Annotated in this window: 1 protein-coding gene; it reads right to left on the bottom strand. The window is 69.4% G+C overall.

Annotation, left to right across the window (positions count from 1 at the left end; genetic code table 11):
- The coding region (locus tag AB0F40_RS27515) for a GNAT family N-acetyltransferase (protein ID WP_357475519.1) at window positions 1–755 on the bottom strand (755 nt) is incomplete at its 3' end.
- Window positions 756–1,302 lie beyond the last annotated feature (547 nt).

The following is a 1,302-nucleotide window of genomic DNA, read 5'->3' as shown; positions in this document are numbered from 1 at the left end:
GCGGCGAGGGTCAGCAGGGTCGCGAACCAGGCCGCTCCCACGGTGACGAGGAAGCCCGCATCGGCACCCGCCACCTCGACGCGGGCCCCGGCGAGTCGCTGGCTGGTGCGCAGCAGCACCACGTCGTCGTGCGCGAGGCCGCCCACCACGAAGGTGCGCCGCCCGATCACGTCGAAGCCGTGCTTGCGGTAGAAGGCACGAGCACGCAGGTTCTGCGCGTTGGTCCCCAGCCAGTACGGCAGGCCCGGACCGAGCTCGGCCGCCGCGTCGGAGGCGGCCCGCATGAGCTCGCCGGCGACGCCACGGCCCTGCGCACCGGGCTGGACATAGATCTTGGACAGCTCGACGTATGGGCCCTCGCGCCCGCTCGCCTGCCGCACGGCGTCGGCCTCCGCAGCACCCTCGGGAGCCCCGAGGACCAGGAGGGCGTAGCCGAGCAGCGCGGTGCCGCCGTCGTGGACGAGCAGCGCGTGCGCCTCGCTGGCCGCCCACTCCCGGAAGTGCGCGGGTGTCAGCCGCTGTGCGATGTGGGTGGCCATCTCGACGGCGGAGGCCTCGGGCGGGCAGGCCAGGGGGAAGGTGAGCGCGGCGAGCCACGCGACCTCGGCAGCGTCCTCGGCGGTAGCCCTGCGCACGACGCCGGGGGGCGCGGCCGGTACGGGCGGCGACCCGTGCTGCACCACGCTCGGTGGGGCGGCCTGTGTTGTGGATGTCTGGGTGGGGGCGGTGGACGCCGCCCGGGGCTCGGAGGTCACGGTCCGAACGTAGTACCCGGGCCGCGAGCGGTGAATACAGACCGGAACGGGAAAATGCGGGTGCGGGCCAGGGCAATGGACGGTCTGCCGACCACCGGAGAGGCGCATCCGGCAGCCGCGGGCGTGTCCCCCGTCACAAGTGTTGCCCGATGGTGTGCCACGACCAGTTCAAAAGGCGCCCTGACCTGCGGAAACATGGTGTGCCGCAGGCCACTCCGAGCGAAGTGGCGTCTGCCGGGGATCGTGTGTAATGTTCTCCAGGTCAGCCCGACGGGCAGACGGACACCAACCGGAAACGGTGGGGTGGCCGCGCCGGGGTTGAAACCCACATCGTAGGTCCGGGAAGCTTCGTGTTCCCCGGAAATGGTGTGGTGCCGAATTCGGCAGGTGGATGCAATTCCTTCCAGTTCTGAGAACGGAAGCGAATTTGATCGGCCGAAAGAATCTGGTAAGTTAGAGGAACTGCCCCGGACAGGGAAGCGATCGGAAAGATTGCGGGTCTGACGGTGTGCGTCGGTTGTTTGAGAACTCAACAGTGTGCTTGATA

The organism is Promicromonospora sp. NPDC023987 (assembly GCF_040639055.1).
Classification (GTDB): domain Bacteria; phylum Actinomycetota; class Actinomycetes; order Actinomycetales; family Cellulomonadaceae; genus Promicromonospora.
Note: the sequence above shows the minus strand (reverse complement) of the source record. Positions and strands in the feature narration are given on the sequence as shown.